The organism is Mesorhizobium sp. B3-1-6, from assembly GCF_006439555.1.
Lineage (GTDB): Bacteria > Pseudomonadota > Alphaproteobacteria > Rhizobiales > Rhizobiaceae > Mesorhizobium.
In genome coordinates this window covers 22,794-36,496 of the sequence record NZ_VFTM01000046.1, presented here as the reverse complement: position 1 = coordinate 36,496, position 13,703 = coordinate 22,794, and the positions used below count along the sequence as shown (strand labels likewise).

General features: G+C 62.7%; 15 protein-coding genes. 9 read left to right on the top strand and 6 right to left on the bottom strand.

What is annotated here, in order from left to right:
• From FJ414_RS28840 to FJ414_RS28815, 6 genes are all read left to right on the top strand, one after another.
• Nucleotides 1-1,452: PLP-dependent aminotransferase family protein (locus FJ414_RS28840; protein WP_140647751.1), on the top strand; the 1,452-nt coding region annotated here is incomplete at its 5' end.
• A gap of 499 nt (nucleotides 1,453-1,951) precedes the next feature.
• Nucleotides 1,952-2,341, top strand: a complete 390-nt coding sequence (locus FJ414_RS28835; RefSeq protein WP_140647750.1) for a hypothetical protein — start codon at nucleotides 1,952-1,954, stop codon at nucleotides 2,339-2,341.
• 93 nt (nucleotides 2,342-2,434) lie between these two features.
• Nucleotides 2,435-2,986 carry a copper chaperone PCu(A)C gene (locus FJ414_RS28830; RefSeq protein WP_140647749.1) on the top strand — a complete coding sequence of 184 codons (552 nt, stop codon included), beginning with the start codon at nucleotides 2,435-2,437 and terminating at the stop codon, nucleotides 2,984-2,986.
• Nucleotides 2,967-3,587 (top strand): SCO family protein, encoded by a 621-nt coding sequence (locus FJ414_RS28825; RefSeq protein ID WP_140647748.1) that lies wholly within the window; start codon nucleotides 2,967-2,969, stop codon nucleotides 3,585-3,587. The genes FJ414_RS28830 and FJ414_RS28825 overlap by 20 nt, the downstream gene beginning before the upstream one ends.
• Complete coding sequence (locus FJ414_RS28820; protein ID WP_140647747.1) at nucleotides 3,584-3,808, top strand: hypothetical protein; 225 nt, start codon at nucleotides 3,584-3,586, stop codon at nucleotides 3,806-3,808. Before FJ414_RS28825 ends, FJ414_RS28820 begins: the two co-directional genes overlap by 4 nt.
• Before the next feature lie 89 nt (nucleotides 3,809-3,897).
• Nucleotides 3,898-5,298, top strand: a complete 1,401-nt coding sequence (locus FJ414_RS28815) for a PepSY domain-containing protein (RefSeq protein ID WP_140647746.1) — start codon at nucleotides 3,898-3,900, stop codon at nucleotides 5,296-5,298.
• 74 nt (nucleotides 5,299-5,372) lie between these two features.
• Here the strand turns inward: FJ414_RS28815 and copD are convergent, their stop codons facing one another.
• The 3 genes from copD to FJ414_RS28800 all read right to left on the bottom strand — a co-directional run bounded on the left by copD (nucleotide 5,373) and on the right by FJ414_RS28800 (nucleotide 7,191).
• Entirely contained in the window at nucleotides 5,373-6,263 is an 891-nt protein-coding gene (copD, locus tag FJ414_RS28810) for a copper homeostasis membrane protein CopD (protein WP_140647745.1), read from the bottom strand.
• An 84-nt stretch (nucleotides 6,264-6,347) separates the two neighbouring features.
• The gene (copC, locus tag FJ414_RS28805) at nucleotides 6,348-6,716 is read right to left on the bottom strand and encodes a copper homeostasis periplasmic binding protein CopC (protein ID WP_140647744.1); all 369 of its coding nucleotides are present in this window, start codon (nucleotides 6,714-6,716) and stop codon (nucleotides 6,348-6,350) included.
• Nucleotides 6,717-6,741: 25 nt separating this feature from the next.
• Nucleotides 6,742-7,191: a hypothetical protein gene (locus tag FJ414_RS28800; protein WP_140647743.1), complete on the bottom strand. Its 450-nt coding sequence runs from the start codon at nucleotides 7,189-7,191 to the stop codon at nucleotides 6,742-6,744.
• Between the two features lie 317 nt (nucleotides 7,192-7,508).
• Between FJ414_RS28800 and FJ414_RS28795 the strand changes: the two genes are divergently transcribed.
• From FJ414_RS28795 to FJ414_RS28785, 3 genes are read left to right on the top strand one after another with little or no spacing between them, the layout of a single operon-like run.
• Nucleotides 7,509-8,390 (top strand): zinc ABC transporter substrate-binding protein, encoded by an 882-nt coding sequence (locus tag FJ414_RS28795; protein ID WP_140647742.1) that lies wholly within the window; start codon nucleotides 7,509-7,511, stop codon nucleotides 8,388-8,390.
• Nucleotides 8,387-9,181, top strand: a complete 795-nt coding sequence (locus FJ414_RS28790) for an ABC transporter ATP-binding protein (protein ID WP_140647741.1) — start codon at nucleotides 8,387-8,389, stop codon at nucleotides 9,179-9,181. The genes FJ414_RS28795 and FJ414_RS28790 overlap by 4 nt, the downstream gene beginning before the upstream one ends.
• A complete protein-coding gene (locus tag FJ414_RS28785; protein ID WP_210239685.1) occupies nucleotides 9,165-9,968 on the top strand; it encodes a metal ABC transporter permease in 804 nt (267 codons plus the stop codon). The genes FJ414_RS28790 and FJ414_RS28785 overlap by 17 nt, the downstream gene beginning before the upstream one ends.
• Nucleotides 9,969-10,059: 91 nt before the next feature.
• Here the strand turns inward: FJ414_RS28785 and FJ414_RS28780 are convergent, their stop codons facing one another.
• The 3 genes from FJ414_RS28780 to FJ414_RS28770 all read right to left on the bottom strand — a co-directional run bounded on the left by FJ414_RS28780 (nucleotide 10,060) and on the right by FJ414_RS28770 (nucleotide 13,650).
• A complete protein-coding gene (locus tag FJ414_RS28780) occupies nucleotides 10,060-10,785 on the bottom strand; it encodes a hypothetical protein (RefSeq protein WP_140647740.1) in 726 nt (241 codons plus the stop codon).
• Nucleotides 10,786-10,840: 55 nt separating this feature from the next.
• A complete protein-coding gene (locus FJ414_RS28775; RefSeq protein ID WP_246672522.1) occupies nucleotides 10,841-11,485 on the bottom strand; it encodes a HupE/UreJ family protein in 645 nt (214 codons plus the stop codon).
• Nucleotides 11,486-11,769: 284 nt separating this feature from the next.
• Nucleotides 11,770-13,650, bottom strand: a complete 1,881-nt coding sequence (locus tag FJ414_RS28770) for a M23 family metallopeptidase (protein WP_181181746.1) — start codon at nucleotides 13,648-13,650, stop codon at nucleotides 11,770-11,772.
• Nucleotides 13,651-13,703: the final 53 nt, after the last annotated feature.

Below are 13,703 nucleotides of genomic sequence, written 5' to 3'. Positions count from 1 at the left end.
CCCCAGGCCTTCCCCCTCGACATGCTGGCCGTGAACCGCTCGAGCCCCGAGCATCTCTCACGCCAGCTCTATCACGGCCTCGCCGCCATCATCCGCAGCCGCGCGCTGCCGCCGGGCTCGGAGCTGCCCTCCACCCGCGCTTTGGCCGCCGAGCTCGGCCTGGGCCGCAACACCATCGTCGCCGCCTACGACCAGCTCGTCACCGAAGGCTATCTCGCCAACCGCCAGGGCGCCCGCCCGGTCATCGTCGACCTGCCCGAGGGCCCGCGCGAGTCACCGCGCGAGGAGCCGCCGGTGCCGCTGCGCCAGCCCTCGCTGCGCGGCCAGCAGCTGCTCAGCCAGCCCTATCATCATGGCAGGCCGGGTCACGTCGCTTTCCACCCCGGCATGCCGGATGCGCAGAGCTTTCCCTTCGGCGTCTGGGGCCGGCTGGTCGCGCGCCGCGCCAGCCATGGCGGCGAGACGCTGTTCGGCACCTATGACGTCACCGGCCATCCGGCGCTGAAGGAGGCGATCGCCGGCTACCTCTTCTCCGCGCGCGGCGTGCGCTGCAGGCCCGAGCAGATCGTCGTCACCACCGGCGCGCAGGCAGCTTTCGACCTTCTCGCCCGCCTGCTGCTCGACCCCGACGACACGGTGTGGATGGAGGAGCCCGGCTATTATGGCGCCAAGGCCGCCTTCACCGTGGCCGGCGCAAAAATCCTACCCATCCCGGTCGACCAGGAGCGCGGCTGGTATCTCGACCCGCCGGACCCGTTGCCCCGCCTCATCTATGTGACGCCGGCCTGCCAGCATCCGCTTGGCATCACCATGCGCATGGAGGAGCGGCTGCGCCTGCTCGACATCGCCGAGACCGCGAACGCCTGGGTGATCGAGGACGATTTCGACGGCGAATACCGCTTTCAAGGCCGCCCCGTGCCGGCGATCCAGAGCATGGACCGCTCCGGCCGCGTCATCTATGTCGGCACCTTCGCCAAGCTCCTGTTCCCCGCACTGCGCCTCGGCTTCATGGTGCTTCCCGTGGAGCTCGCCGGCCGCATCGTCAACGCGCTCTCCACCACCGGCCAGTTCGCCCCGCTGCTCTTGCAGGCCGCCTTGGCCGATTTCATCACCGAAGGCCATATGAGCCGGCACCTGAAGCGCATGCGCCGCATCTACGCCCAGCGCCGCCAGCTTTTCCGCGACATTGTTGCGGAACGACTCCGCGACGAGATCACCCTCTCCCCCGCCGAAGCCGGCATCCAGGTGGTGGGCTACCTCAAGCCAGGCATAGACGACATCAAGGTCAGCCAGGCCGCGGCAAGAAGAGCGATCAACGTCTCGCCGCTGTCGAAATATTTCCAGGACACGGCGCCGACCCAAGGGCTGGTGCTGGGCTATGCGGCGTGTGACGCGGCGCAGATGCGGGACGGGGTGGAGAGGTTGGCGGCGGCGATAAGGGAGACGCTGTGAGGGGAGCTAGGTGCTGCCTTCGGAGAATGGATAATGGCTTTCGCCGAAACTATCCGTTTCTATCCGATTGTGCGCTATGCCACTGAAATCACAAAACAAATTTGAATTCGATAGGCGCCGAGGCTACGACAAGGGCGGCCGAAACCCCGCCCTGCCGTGCTTACGCTTTGCTTACGCGCGGCATCTTTCAAGGAGGTGCCCGAGCATGGCGAAGCTGACCAAGCGAACTGTCGATACGACTGAAATTCGTTCCAAGCGGCGCCATATCATCGAAAGGGCGCGAGTCAAAATAGCGTCAGTCGATCATCCCGAGAAATAAGACTTGAGTGACTTTGCCGTCGCCAGAATTGCGTTCATAGGCGGGCGAACTCCTGCCCTCAGGGTCCAAACCTCATCGCCCACGTGGTACCGCAAAACCGCTTGCACAAATCGCCGCACTTTGGAAAGTATTTCTGATCACTCGGGCGTGATGATAGGTATCGGTCATTGGAGGCCGTTTGTGGGCTATCGCACCAGGAAAGCAGGGCTGATTGGAGCGCTAGCGCTTGCGCTGGTGCTTGTCGTCCAATCCGTCGTCGGCGTCTTCGCGCTCGGCGCGGCTGGCGCTGGGCAGCAACGGGATGCTTTCGGCAATCCGCTTTGCATCAACGGTCCGGGTCATGACGGTTCGGGCGGCAACAGTTCGCCGGATCACTCCAAAGTCCCCTCCTGCTGCACCTTTGCCTGCAGTATGTTCTGGCCAGTCGTGGCCGCGCCGACGAATGTCGGCCAGATCGCGCCAAGTCTGCGCATCGCCGAGCGACTGGCGTTCACCCACCCCAAGACGATAGACCTCAACGAGCAGGGTTATCGGCCCGGCAATCCCCGCGCTCCCCCGATATTGGTCTGATCGGCGACCCGCCTAGGCGGGACATCACCCTTCAAGATCAAAGGCTTCGGATTCCGCCGTCAAATCGGTGGGACCGCCTTGGGAGCAATCCAAATGCACCATCCATTCCGCGCTTTCGCGCGCACGCGTTCGTTTGCCCATCCGCTCGGCCGATTTCGTTCGTTCGAGGAACGGCTAGGCATCGCCGTTTTCACGCTGGCAGTGATTTTCGCAACAACCCACTCCTTGTGGGCACATGAGTTCAAGGCCGGCGATATCGAGATCGTCCATCCCTGGTCGCGTGCCACACCTGAAGGTGCGGCGGTTGCCGCCGGCTACTTCACGCTGAAGAACCATGGATCGACGGCCGATCGCCTCGTCTCGGCAACCGGCGACATAGCCGGCATGACGCAAGTCCACGAAATGGCTGTGGACGCCCAGGGCGTCATGACCATGAAGCAACTCGCCGACGGGTTGGAGATACCGGCCGGCGGTGAGGTCAGGCTCAAGCCCGGCTCGTTCCACATCATGTTCATGGACCTGAAGCATCCGGTCAAACAGGGCCAGCCCTTCAAGGGCACGCTGACCTTCGAGAAGGCGGGCACGGTCGAGGTCGAATACGCCGTCGACGCCATGGGAGGCGAGCATGACGACCACGGCGAATAGTGCTCGTCCCGCAAGGGGATTGGGCTCGATCATCGCGCTCGCCTGCCTGGCGCTTATGCTGGTCGGGATAACCGCAATGCTTGTCTGGCCAAGGCTGGTGCAGCGGAACGTCTCGCCGATCGGCGGGCCGTTCACGCTCACCACCCAGACCGGGGAGAAGCTTTCGGACGCCGACCTGCGCGGCAAGCCGTTCGCGATCGTCTTCGGCTTCACGCGCTGCCCGGAAGTCTGCCCGACGACGCTGTGGGAGACGACGGAGGCGCTCAAGACCCTCGGCCCTGATGCCGACAAGCTCAGGGTGCTGTTCGTCTCCGTCGATCCGACGCGGGATACGCCGGAATTCATGGCGCGCTACCTGCAGTCCTTCGACAAGCACATTACCGGGCTTACCGGAACGGAGGCCGAGATCGCCGCCATCGGCAAGGAATACCGTATCTACTACAGGAAGGTGCCGACCGACGACGGCGACTACACCATGGACCACACCGCGACAATGTTCCTGATGGATGCCGAAGGGCAGTTCAGCGGGACGATCTCTTACGGTGAGGAGATGGCGATGCGGGTGCAGAAGCTGCGTCGGCTGATCGGCGGCTCGGCATGAGACCGGGCCAGTGCACAAGCTCCAGTCCCTGGGTGCAGTGTGCGGCGTCCGGCCTTGCCGTGTTCGCCTGGGTTGTCCGGCAGTCTCCCGAACCGGGCGCGCGGCTGTTCGATCTGCAGCGCAACGGCCTCGATGTCTTTGACGCCTTCGTGGTGGCATGGCTGTTCGGCCAACTGGCTGTTCCGGTCCACCATGTGCTGCCTGGCATCGGACGCGACTGAAATAGCACGGCCGCGTCCCGGACGCGGCTGTTCCCCCTTCAAAACATTGCAACGGCGGCCGCTCGGACCGCCTTCCTGGAGAGGTTATCATGTCTACCGCAACGCTTGCGACACAGCCGGACGTGGCTGTCAGCACAAGGCTCTATCGCGCCATCTGGCGCTGGCATTTCTATGCCGGCCTCTATGTCATCCCGTTCCTGCTGGTGCTCGCCTGCACCGGCCTCATCATGGTCTACGGCAATTCGATCGAGACCTTTCTCGGCGCCAAGCACTACGTGGCGCCCGGTGGCGAGCGCGCTTCCTACGAGGCGCAGTCGCAAGCGGCCGTCGCGGCGATCCCCGGCGGCGCGCTGAAGCTGATGGTGGTGCCGAAGGAGGACGACCGCGCCACCGTCTTCATCGTCGACGGCAATGGCAAGGACAATGTCGTCGCCATCGATCCGCATGACGCCAAGGCGCTGGATACAATCGTCAAGGATGATACCTGGTTCTACTGGGCCGACAACATCCACGGCACGCTGCTGCTAGGCGATGTCGGCGATCGTCTGATCGAGGTCGCCGCCGGCCTCGGCATCGTGCTGATCCTCACCGGGCTCTATATGTGGTGGCCGCGCAACGGACGTTCGCTCGGCAAGGTGCTGTTCCCGAATCTCTCCGCGCGGGGGCGCTCGTTCTGGAAGGAAATCCACGTCTCCCTGGGCTTCTACCTCTCGATCGTGCTGTTCTTCTTCCTGCTCTCCGGTCTCTCCTGGACCGGCATCTGGGGCACCAAGATCATGCAGGCCTGGAGCACCTTTCCGGCGGCAAAATGGGACAATGTTCCGCTCTCCGACAAGACCCATGCCTCGATGAACCATGGCGCGATGAAGGAAGTGCCCTGGGCGCTGGAGCAGACGCCGATGCCGATGTCGGGTTCGCAGGCGGGTTCCGCCGGGCTGCAGATGGGTTCCGTCAATCTCGACACGGTCGCCGCCTACGCCCGTGCCAATGGATTCACCGAGCAGTTTCGCATCAACGCGCCGCAGGACGACGGCGGCGTGTACACGATCTCGGCCGACTCGATGGATGCCGACACCAAGAACCCGTTCGGCGACCGCACTGTGCATATCGACCGCTACACCGGCAAGATCCTCGCCGACGTGCGCTTCGCCGACTACGGTCTGGCCGGCAAGGCGATGGCGGTGGGTATTGCCCTGCACCAGGCCAATCTCGGCTGGTGGAACACGGCGCTCAACGTGCTGTTTTGCCTCTCCGTCATCACCATGGCGTTGTCCGGCGTCGTGATGTGGTGGAAGCGTCGCCCCACGGGGCGCCTCGGCGCGCCGCTTTATCCGAAGAACTACCGGGCGCCAGTGGCGATCATCGTCATCGCACTCGCGGTCTCAGTCATCTTCCCGCTGACTGGCATCGCGATCGTCGTCTTCGCCATCATCGACTGCTTGGTGCCGAAGCGCTTCAAGGAAGCTGGTCTTCAGCCGGCGGGAGCCTGACGCTCGAACGGGCTCGCCCGCTTTTGCGGACGAGCCCATATCGCGGAACAATCGGGCTCCGCCATCAGGTAGGATCACTCCCCGCCGTTCGGATCGAGCATGCCAAAGATCGCGACGAGCAGGATGGCGGCAAGGCCGAGGCCGATCTCGACCAGCGTGCCCGTCCGGATTGCCGCGAGGGCCGAGGCTCGGTCGCGGCCGATGCGGGGCACAAACCGATAGCGGTTGAGAATCGCTACCGAAGTCATGACGAGCACGACAGCGATCTTCGCCGTCAACAACGCCCGGTAGGTCGAACTCCAGCCGAACGGCCAGCCGACGATGAAAAGGCTGTTGCCGATGCCGGAGAGGATCGCCAGCGCGACCGCCCAGTGGCCGGCCGTCGAGAAACGGCGAAGCGCTGTCGCGGTCTCCGCCCGGAATGGCGGCCGGCCGAATCTGGCCAGCACGAGCACAAGCGGCAGCAGGGCGCCGAACCATGCCCCAGCGGCAAGCACGTGCAGGATGTCGTTGAGCGGATGGACAACGCCTTGCCAGCCGTCCTGCATGACGGCGTGTCCAGTGAGCGCGAGGCTGGCCAAGGCCAGGGCCGCCGTCGCGGCCGTCGCCATTGGCGCAAGGCGGGCGGAAGCGCTCTGCGCGATCGCCAGCGCGCCGGCAGCGGACAGTTGCCAAAGCCACGCCTTGCCGACGCTCGTCGAGACAAGGATGTCGCCGAGCACCTGTCCGTTGACGGCATCCGACCAGCCATCGCCGATCATCGCGGCCTGCAGCGGCAATGCCGCGCATGTCGTGACCAAGGCCAGGCTGACCGCCGCAAGGCGAAAGATCGTCAACCTCTCCGCCACCGGCTCGGCCAGACGTCGCGGGACAAGCGCTGCAAGATAGCCGAAGCCGCCCCATAGCAGCATCAGCGCCGCATCGTGAACGAAGCGGCAGGCCATGAGCAGGGTGTCCGGCGTCATCGGGCGGCCGGGCGATCGGACGTAGGGTGGTCCATCATCGGGCGGAGCGAACGAGGGGGCACGAATCGTGCCCCCTCTGGCCGATCACGGCTTCACGGTGAACTTGTAGTCGCCATGCGTCTTGTGGCCGTCCTGCGATAGCGCATGCCACTCGACCTTGTAGGTACCGGCAGCAAGGCCTGCGGGTAGATTGACCATGAAGGTCTTATCGCCGTCCATCAGCATGTCATTGTCGGTCTTGACCGCCTTCTTATCGGGTCCGGTGACCTTCACGCCGGTGAACTTCAGGTTGAGCTCCTCGCTGAACTTGAGGTCGAGCTCCGTAGGCGCTTCCTTGACAGTCCCGTTGATCGGCGGTTGCGCCGCTTCGAGATGGGCATGGGCATACGCGGCGTCCGAAAGCGCGACGGAGGAGAGGGCTGCAAATGCGGTTGCGAGAACGATATTGCGCATGGTTCATTTCCTTATGGTGGGCGGACTAGGCCGGCCCGAATTGAATTGGAGATTGGTCGAGATCTAGAAGCGATCCTGCAACCGCCACGGTTGCTTCCGCCGGTTTCCAGTCAGGGGGACCGCGTGAGCTGAGCGGCTGAAGCTCGTAACGCCGGACCAATGCATCGGAAAAACGCTTGCTGTCGGAGGTGATGAGGAAGGCGTTCAACAGCGGCTCGACGCCGTTCGCTTCGGGAATGATCGCCGTTGCGAAATCGCAGCCGGACAGGCAGCAGTCGCAATCATAGCCGCCGCTATGCGATCCGCTGTGTGTGGTTCCCGCATCGGCGGTGCACAAGATGTTGCCGAAAGCATCGCGCGGCCCGGCTGCGGCCTGCGCGCCGATTCCCGCACCGCTTACGAATGCCTGAACGAAAAGAACCAGTGCAGCGGCGATCGCTACTGGTGCGGGCGATCGTCTGCGCGACAATGTCATTTGGCCAAGCCGATCCTGTCTTTCAGGGCTATAGCATACGTGATTTCGGCTTGGCTATCGTGGCTTCGGCCAGCGGGACGATAACAAAAAATGGGGCGCCGCGGGCGAAACCGTGGCGGCCGGCGAGCACCGATTGGCCTACGGTACCTGGGTATCGTCAGGCCGCGGGAGGTCGGACCTGCCGAGAGCGGATCGCACATATTTCACATTTCCGTTATGTGATAACATCGCTTTCTGGTTGACTGACGTAATAACATAACCTACCCAGTGATCGCTTCGGCGACAGGGGTTGCCTCGCTCTGCAAAGGGAGAAAGACATGCGTTCCTTTCCATTTTTGGCGGCGCTGTTGTTCGCCGTGACATTGCTGTCAGGCGGCGGTGCTCGCGCCGAGGATAAGGTGAACATCGTCGCGGCCGAGAATTTCTATGGCGATCTCGCCCGTCAGATCGGCGGCAGCAATGTCGCGGTGACCAGCATCCTTGCCAATCCCGACGACGATCCGCATCTGTTCGAGACCAGCCCTTCGACGGCGCGCACGATCGCCGACGCCAAGATCATCATCTACAACGGCGCGGATTACGATCCGTGGATGGAGAAACTTCTATCGGCCTCCACCAACGCGCAGCGCACGACCATCGTGGCCGCGGATCTGATCGGCAAGAAGTCGGGCGACAACCCGCATTTGTGGTACAATCCGGCGACGCTGCCCGCGATCGCCAAACAGCTCTCCGCCGACCTTTCAAAGCTCGACCCCGCCAATGCAGCGCACTATCAGGCCAACCTGGCGAAGTTTCAGTCGTCGTTGGATGCGATCAACAAGCAGATCGACGACGTCAAGAAGGCCTATGGCGGAACCGAGGTCACCGCGACGGAGCCGGTGTTCGGCTATATGGCCGATGCCCTCGGCCTCAAGATGCTGAACTACGATTTTCAGGTCACGGTGATGAACGATGCCGAGCCGAGCCCGACGCAGGTGGCGGCATTCGAGAACAGCCTCAAGGACGGATCGGCCAAGATCCTCTTCTACAATTCGCAGGTGACGGACGAAGCGACGACGCGTCTCCTCGACATTGCCAAGCAGAACAAGGTCACCGTCATAGGCGTAACCGAGACGGAACCCGCCGGCAAGACGATCCAGTCGTGGTTCGGCGGCCAGATCAGCGACGTGCAGAAGGCCTTGGCCGCTCGCACACAATGAATGTCATCGCCTTCGACAGGGTCACATTGACCTATGGGGGACGCCGGGTTCTTACCGACGTCTCCTTTTCCATTCCACAGGGTGCGTTCGTGGGGCTGCTTGGCGCCAATGGGGCGGGCAAGACAACGATGCTGCGCGCGGTCCTGGGGCTTTTCCGTCCGGCCAGCGGAACGATTTCCGTCCTTGGCCGGCCGCCGACACGCGGCAATCCCGCCATAGGCTATATGCCGCAGGCGCGCCGCACCGTGACCCATGCCGGCATCAGCGGCTTCGATCTCGTCGTCACGGCGGCGGGCGGCCATCGTTGGCGCTGGCCGGCGGCATCGGCGCTCGAGAAGGACGCGGCATGGAAAGCGCTTGAAGAGGTCGGCGCGGCCGATATCGCCAGGAGGCCGTTCGCGGAGCTGTCGGGGGGCGAGCGGCAGCGAATCCTCATCGCCCAGTCGCTGATCGGCGACCCCAAGCTGCTGCTGCTCGACGAGCCGCTGATCAGCCTGGACGCCGCGCATCAGCGCACCATCATCGAGCTCGTCCATGAGGTCGGCGAGCGGCTGGGTATCGCCGTCATCTTCTGCTCGCACGAGATCAACCCCTTGCTGCGCGCCGTCGATGCCGTCCTCTATCTCGGGAATGGCAACGCCGCGATCGGGAGCGTCGACGAGGTCATCAACGGTCCGGTCCTGTCGAAGCTTTATGGAACGCACATCAACGTGGTGCGGGTAGGCGGACGCATCTTCGTGATGGCCGACGACGTTGAACTGGAGGGCGCCGCGCATGTTCACGATGTTTGACTACGAATTCATGCGCAACGCCTTCGCCGCATGCACGGTCGTTGCCATCGTGACCGGGGCGGTAGGATATTTCCTCGTGCTGCGAGGCCAGACCTTCGCAGGACATGCGCTGGCTCATGTCGGATTTCCTGGCGCAACGGGCGCCGGTCTGCTCGGCCTGTCGCCATTCTTCGGGTTGACTGTCTTCACCGTGCTGGCCGGCATCGGCATCGGCCTTCTGGGCGAAAGAGCGCATCGCGACGTCGCGATCGGCATCGTGCTGACGCTTTCGCTCGGTCTCGGCTTGCTTTTCCTGCATTTCTACACTGCTTTCGCGTCCCAGGCGACGAATGTCCTGTTTGGAAACGTGCTCGGCATCAGTTTCCGGACGGTCGTCATCCTTGCAGTGCTTTCCCTGGCGATCCTGGTCGGCTTGACCTTCATTTCCAGACCCTTGCTCTTCGCCAGCCTGCAGCCTGAGCTGGCGGAGGCCAAGGGCGTGAACCTCGATCTGGTTTCGACATTGTTCATGATCATTGTCGCCGTGACCACGGCTGAAGCCACCCAAATCGTCGGCGTGCTTCTCGTCTTCGCGCTGATGGTCGCCCCGGCGGCAACGACGCTGCGCCTGACCCGCGGTGTGCTGCGGGGCATCCTTGTCTCGATCGCGCTAGCGGTCGCCATCGCCTGGACCAGCTTGTGGCTTGCGTTCGAAACAGACTGGCCGACGAGCTTCTGGATCACATCGCTCGGTGCCACTGCCTATCTGGGCGCCGGTCTCATCCGGCGCTTGAAGGCGGCGCAATGACACCCTGATGAACGGCTGAAAGCGTCGAACACCAGAGCAGCCGGCCCGCCGCAGCCACGCAACCAAGATGTTTTTCTGGCCGGGATACCGTTCACGGCATCAGCTTGTGTTCGCCCTGCTTCAAGGAATCGCGCGGACGCGTAAATTGCTGAACAGGAGGCTCGTAGCGGTATTTCCCAGTGGGCAATCCATCGGCGGGAGCAGCCCCCGATGGTTGGGACATGGTTGTTGGAGGCTTGGTGGCGATCGCCGTTCCTCCAAGGAGGAGCCCGATCGCGACCAGCCAACTGCCCAGAATGCGTGTGCCGATCGTGTACCACGCAGGCGGGAAAATCCGTCCGATAAGACCGACGGCGACAACGATCCAAAGGGCGATGATCGTCCCCGAGAGCGGTATTCGGAGATCGTTCAACGTAGGGTCGGTGAACTTTGTGACGACGGCCAACAACGCGCCGATGAGCAACGCCGCGGCGGGTATCGTGCAAGTTCGGAAACGACCGGAAACGACGAGAACGATGCCGATTATCAGCATCGAAAATGGCGCGGTAAGGAAAGCGTGAGTCGTCGCTCCCCGTACGCCGGCCATCACATCAAGGAATCGATCGTAAAGCAGAGTCCCGACCACCTCGCCCAGCAGCAATGCCACGAGTGTGAGAACTCCAAGCCTCAGGCTTACCAGAGCGGTTGCAACGCCCAGTCCGACCAGCGGCAAGACGCGTTCAGGAGAAAGGGCGCTGTTGAGGATCCACCACGACGTCTGCGTCTTTTCCGAAGAGGTCGCAAGTACGCCGATCATGGCAACGCCGGCGATGGCCACGACAGGCCCTGACCATCGAAGCAGGAATCGCCACGCCGATCGCTTGGGATATGTTTCAGGCGACAAGGAAATAGACGCCTCCCGCCGCGATCAATCCGCCCAGGCCCTGCGACAACCGTCCGCCGAATGCCTTGCCCAGCAGAAGTCCGAATCCGATACCCAGCAGGTGGATCAAGCCGGTGGCGATGACGAAGCCGATGGCATAGTCGGCTGGGTCGGCTGCATTTGGCAGTTCCGCTCCGTGGGCGTGGCCGTGGCAGATGGCGAACACGGCAATCATAAGCAACGCAACCCATTCCGCCGGCCGCCAGGCGCAAGCGATGGCCAGCCCCAGGGCGATGATCGACAGCGCAATGCCAATCTCAACGCCGGGCAGCGGGACACCTGCTATTCCGGCAATCCCGCCCACGACCATGATCAGCGGGAATGCAACCGGCAGCGTCCAGATCGAACGTCCACCAATCTGGGCGCCCCACAGTCCCACGGCAAACATGGCCAGGAAATGATCAGGCCCGGTCAGCGGATGTTCGAAGCCGCTGCCAAATCCACCCGTCCCCGATTGAATGATATGCGCTTGCGCCGTCGTGGACCCAGCCATCAGAGCTGTTGCCGCCGCCACCATGCCGTATGCAAAGTAGCCAAACCGGATTTGGCTGCTGATGGACGGCAGCTCCGCTTTCTCTTCAAGTGTCTGCGCCACTCACGAACCTGCCATGTTGCCAAACCGGCAAATTGCCATCGATGGAATCATCAAGATAAGACTTTTACGCTCAATGGATTCAGCGAACCAGAAAACGGCTATTTTTGGCGTTGAACTCGAAGCGGAGCGTCAATCGTCGGCGCTGGAGCGTGAGAGCGCAAGGGTGCCGAAGCTGAAACGAAGAGGCGCTTGAAGTCCCGGTCCCCTCTGGGAGTTCGATCCGGAGCAAATCTGGCGGGCAGATTGGCCTTCGGAATCGAAAACTTACCGAGAGACGGAGGCGATCAGCTTCGGGCTGGCGCCGCGAGAGCATTCGCGTGATCGAAGTTCACGTGACTGAGGTGTCCACGGTCCTTCGGGACCGCCGTCATGGCCTGCTCCAAATATCGCGAAATTCTCCCCACGTGGTCGATCTGCTTTCGCAAGGCTTCAAACCTCTGCCCGGTCAATCGAGTGCCGGCCGTCAGCCGCACGGATGTAGGATCGTAGTAGCGGCCGCCGATCCGCAATTCGTAATAAAGGTGCGGCCCAGTCGAAAGGCCTGTCGAGCCGATATAGGCGATCACCTGCCCCTGCTTCACATATTGTCCAACCTGAAGCGTCGCGGGCACTCGGGAAATGTGGGCGTAGGTCGTGAAATATCCGCCATCGTGCTGCAGGCGCACATACTTGCCATAGCCGGGCTGCCAACCGATGATGGCAACCTTGCCGTCCCCCGCGGCGACGATCGGAGAGCCATAGGGGGCGGCGTAGTCGACGCCGTTATGATGCAGCCATCGCCTGAGAATGGGATGCAGCCGCCAGGCAAAACCATCGCCAAGCCTTCCGTTGGCGACCGGCTTTGCCATCATCATCTTTGAAACAGACCGGCCCTGGTCATCGAAGAATTCCGCCTCTTCGTTTGCGGACGGCCGATAGCGATAGAATGTCTTGCCTCCATCTCCGCTGTCGAATCTTGCCGAGACAAGTTCGGAGCTGCCATCAGCACGTGTCCGGAAGATCAGCTCGATCGAGTGGGCGTCAGCCGAGTCACCATCGAGCTTGAGGCCGCAGTTGCGCGCCAGCCCGATAATCTGGCTCGCCACGGCGGGCGGCACGTTTTCCTTTTCAAGGCGCTGCATGACAAGCGGATATTTCGCCCGCAGTTGCGAGACATTTCCATCCGCATCCAGTCCGTCCACGCCTCCCGCGTGGAAGCCTGCTTCGGTCGCCTCGGCAGCGAGACGGTCAAACAAGTCGTGGTTGGCGACCGGCTGAAAACCTCCAGCGTCGCCCCGCGCAAGAATCGCCTCCGCACCATTATCCCGAAGGACCCGGACCGCCGCGAGTTGCGTGGTTCCGGCTTTCGATGCCGGCGTTTCAAGCATCAGGTCGACACGGTCGGAAGGGGCAATGGCCTGCTCCTTCAACGCATCCGCCAGCAAATGGCCATCGGCATTGCTCAAACCCGCGGCAGCTAAAAAAGCGGCAACGTCCACATCGGACTTCGGCATCGCCGCCACCCGTTCGATATGCGGCGCCGGCTGCTCCGCGGCCATGCTGACATTGATAGGAGTCCCTCGCGCCGCCATCATCTTGGAATTGCCCGGGATTGGCCGAGGGACCGCACTCGGAGCACGGTTTGATGAGGCGTCGGCCCGTGGCTTTGCGAGCAGCGCATCGAAGGGACTCGGCCGCGCAACAGCATCTTCCTGAAAAAGCAGCGGTTCCGCCGCATCCGATTGATCGTCAGCAGATGAATTGCCCAGCGAAACCTCGACATGGCGATAGGTGAATTCGTTGGCGGATCCATTGGGGCCGGCTTCCACCAGATTGGCGATCGCATCCGTTCCAGCGACATGCGGCGGTGGCAGCCGATCGTCCTTTGGTGTCGATCCTTGTCTTGTCCTTTGTGGTTTTGCCGGGATTGCCTGGGCAAAGGCCGGAGGACGCACGGCAACACGCAACGTGCCAAGCAGCATACCCGTGGCGCCGATGGCCGCGACCATGATCGCGAGCACGAGCCGCGCATGGGTTCGAAACGCAAACCGCACGGTTCGTTCCTGCCAGTGAATGCCCGCCAGGGGACCATGGCTCAAATCGATACCGCGATGCCGGAACGCGCCGGAATTGCCATCATGCCCCCGACGATACTTGCCCGCTGCGGGCACGACAGGCACTGCCATTTGCCAGATTTCCCCTCTCTGGTCCCCGCCCCACATCTTGTCAGGATCGAACG

What these genes read in the sequence shown, in the direction of transcription:
- FJ414_RS28830 (WP_140647749.1), top strand. Translation starts at nt 2,435, where the DNA reads ATGCACCATCCATTCCGCGCTTTCGCGCGCACGCGTTCGTTTGCCCAT.
- FJ414_RS28825 (WP_140647748.1), top strand. Translation starts at nt 2,967, where the DNA reads ATGACGACCACGGCGAATAGTGCTCGTCCCGCAAGGGGATTGGGCTCG.
- FJ414_RS28820 (WP_140647747.1), top strand. Translation starts at nt 3,584, where the DNA reads ATGAGACCGGGCCAGTGCACAAGCTCCAGTCCCTGGGTGCAGTGTGCG.
- FJ414_RS28815 (WP_140647746.1), top strand. Translation starts at nt 3,898, where the DNA reads ATGTCTACCGCAACGCTTGCGACACAGCCGGACGTGGCTGTCAGCACA.
- copD (WP_140647745.1), bottom strand. Translation starts at nt 6,263, where the DNA reads ATGACGCCGGACACCCTGCTCATGGCCTGCCGCTTCGTTCACGATGCG.
- copC (WP_140647744.1), bottom strand. Translation starts at nt 6,716, where the DNA reads ATGCGCAATATCGTTCTCGCAACCGCATTTGCAGCCCTCTCCTCCGTC.
- FJ414_RS28800 (WP_140647743.1), bottom strand. Translation starts at nt 7,191, where the DNA reads ATGACATTGTCGCGCAGACGATCGCCCGCACCAGTAGCGATCGCCGCT.
- FJ414_RS28795 (WP_140647742.1), top strand. Translation starts at nt 7,509, where the DNA reads ATGCGTTCCTTTCCATTTTTGGCGGCGCTGTTGTTCGCCGTGACATTG.
- FJ414_RS28790 (WP_140647741.1), top strand. Translation starts at nt 8,387, where the DNA reads ATGAATGTCATCGCCTTCGACAGGGTCACATTGACCTATGGGGGACGC.
- FJ414_RS28785 (WP_210239685.1), top strand. Translation starts at nt 9,165, where the DNA reads ATGTTCACGATGTTTGACTACGAATTCATGCGCAACGCCTTCGCCGCA.
- FJ414_RS28770 (WP_181181746.1), bottom strand. Translation starts at nt 13,650, where the DNA reads ATGGCAGTGCCTGTCGTGCCCGCAGCGGGCAAGTATCGTCGGGGGCAT.